Genomic DNA, 460 nt, shown 5'->3' with positions numbered 1-460 from the left:
CGGATCGCTCGGGCCAGTCCGTGCCAGTTCTTCGCCTCGCCATGGAAGCCCTCCGAGCGCCACCGGTGGCGTTGGTAGAGACATTGATCCTCCTCTGACCATCGCTCTCGACGCCGGCGCGCTCTCAACAGCGCGGGATAATCGTCACCCACAACAACCGCTTTGTTGACGCGCCCCTTGGAAAGACACAGGGAGGCAAGGTCGCAACCGGCGCACTCACTGGAGCGCGAATAGAAGAAGCGGCCGTGCTTCACCGGCCTAGTCGGACGTAGGATCTTTCCCCGCGGACACTTCAATATGTCGTGCTTGGCATCGTAGCGGAAGCGGCGAAGCGGGACCGGGCTACGGATCGGCTCTGCCTTGGCCGGAATCAACGCATCAATGCCGCGACGCTCGAGCGCCCCGAACACTTTCGCGTAGGCATAGCCGGCATCGGCAGTGACGGTGCTAACAGATAACC

General features: G+C 62.4%; 1 protein-coding gene. It reads right to left on the bottom strand.

All coding sequences use genetic code 11. The features are described from left to right. Positions 1–460 (bottom strand): transposase (locus EN807_RS32585; protein ID WP_135937936.1); only part of this gene is annotated, 460 nt, incomplete at both ends.

It is taken from the genome of Mesorhizobium sp. M5C.F.Ca.ET.164.01.1.1 (assembly GCF_004792125.1).
Classification (GTDB): domain Bacteria; phylum Pseudomonadota; class Alphaproteobacteria; order Rhizobiales; family Rhizobiaceae; genus Mesorhizobium; species Mesorhizobium wenxiniae.
This window is presented reverse-complemented; position numbering and strand designations above follow the sequence as displayed.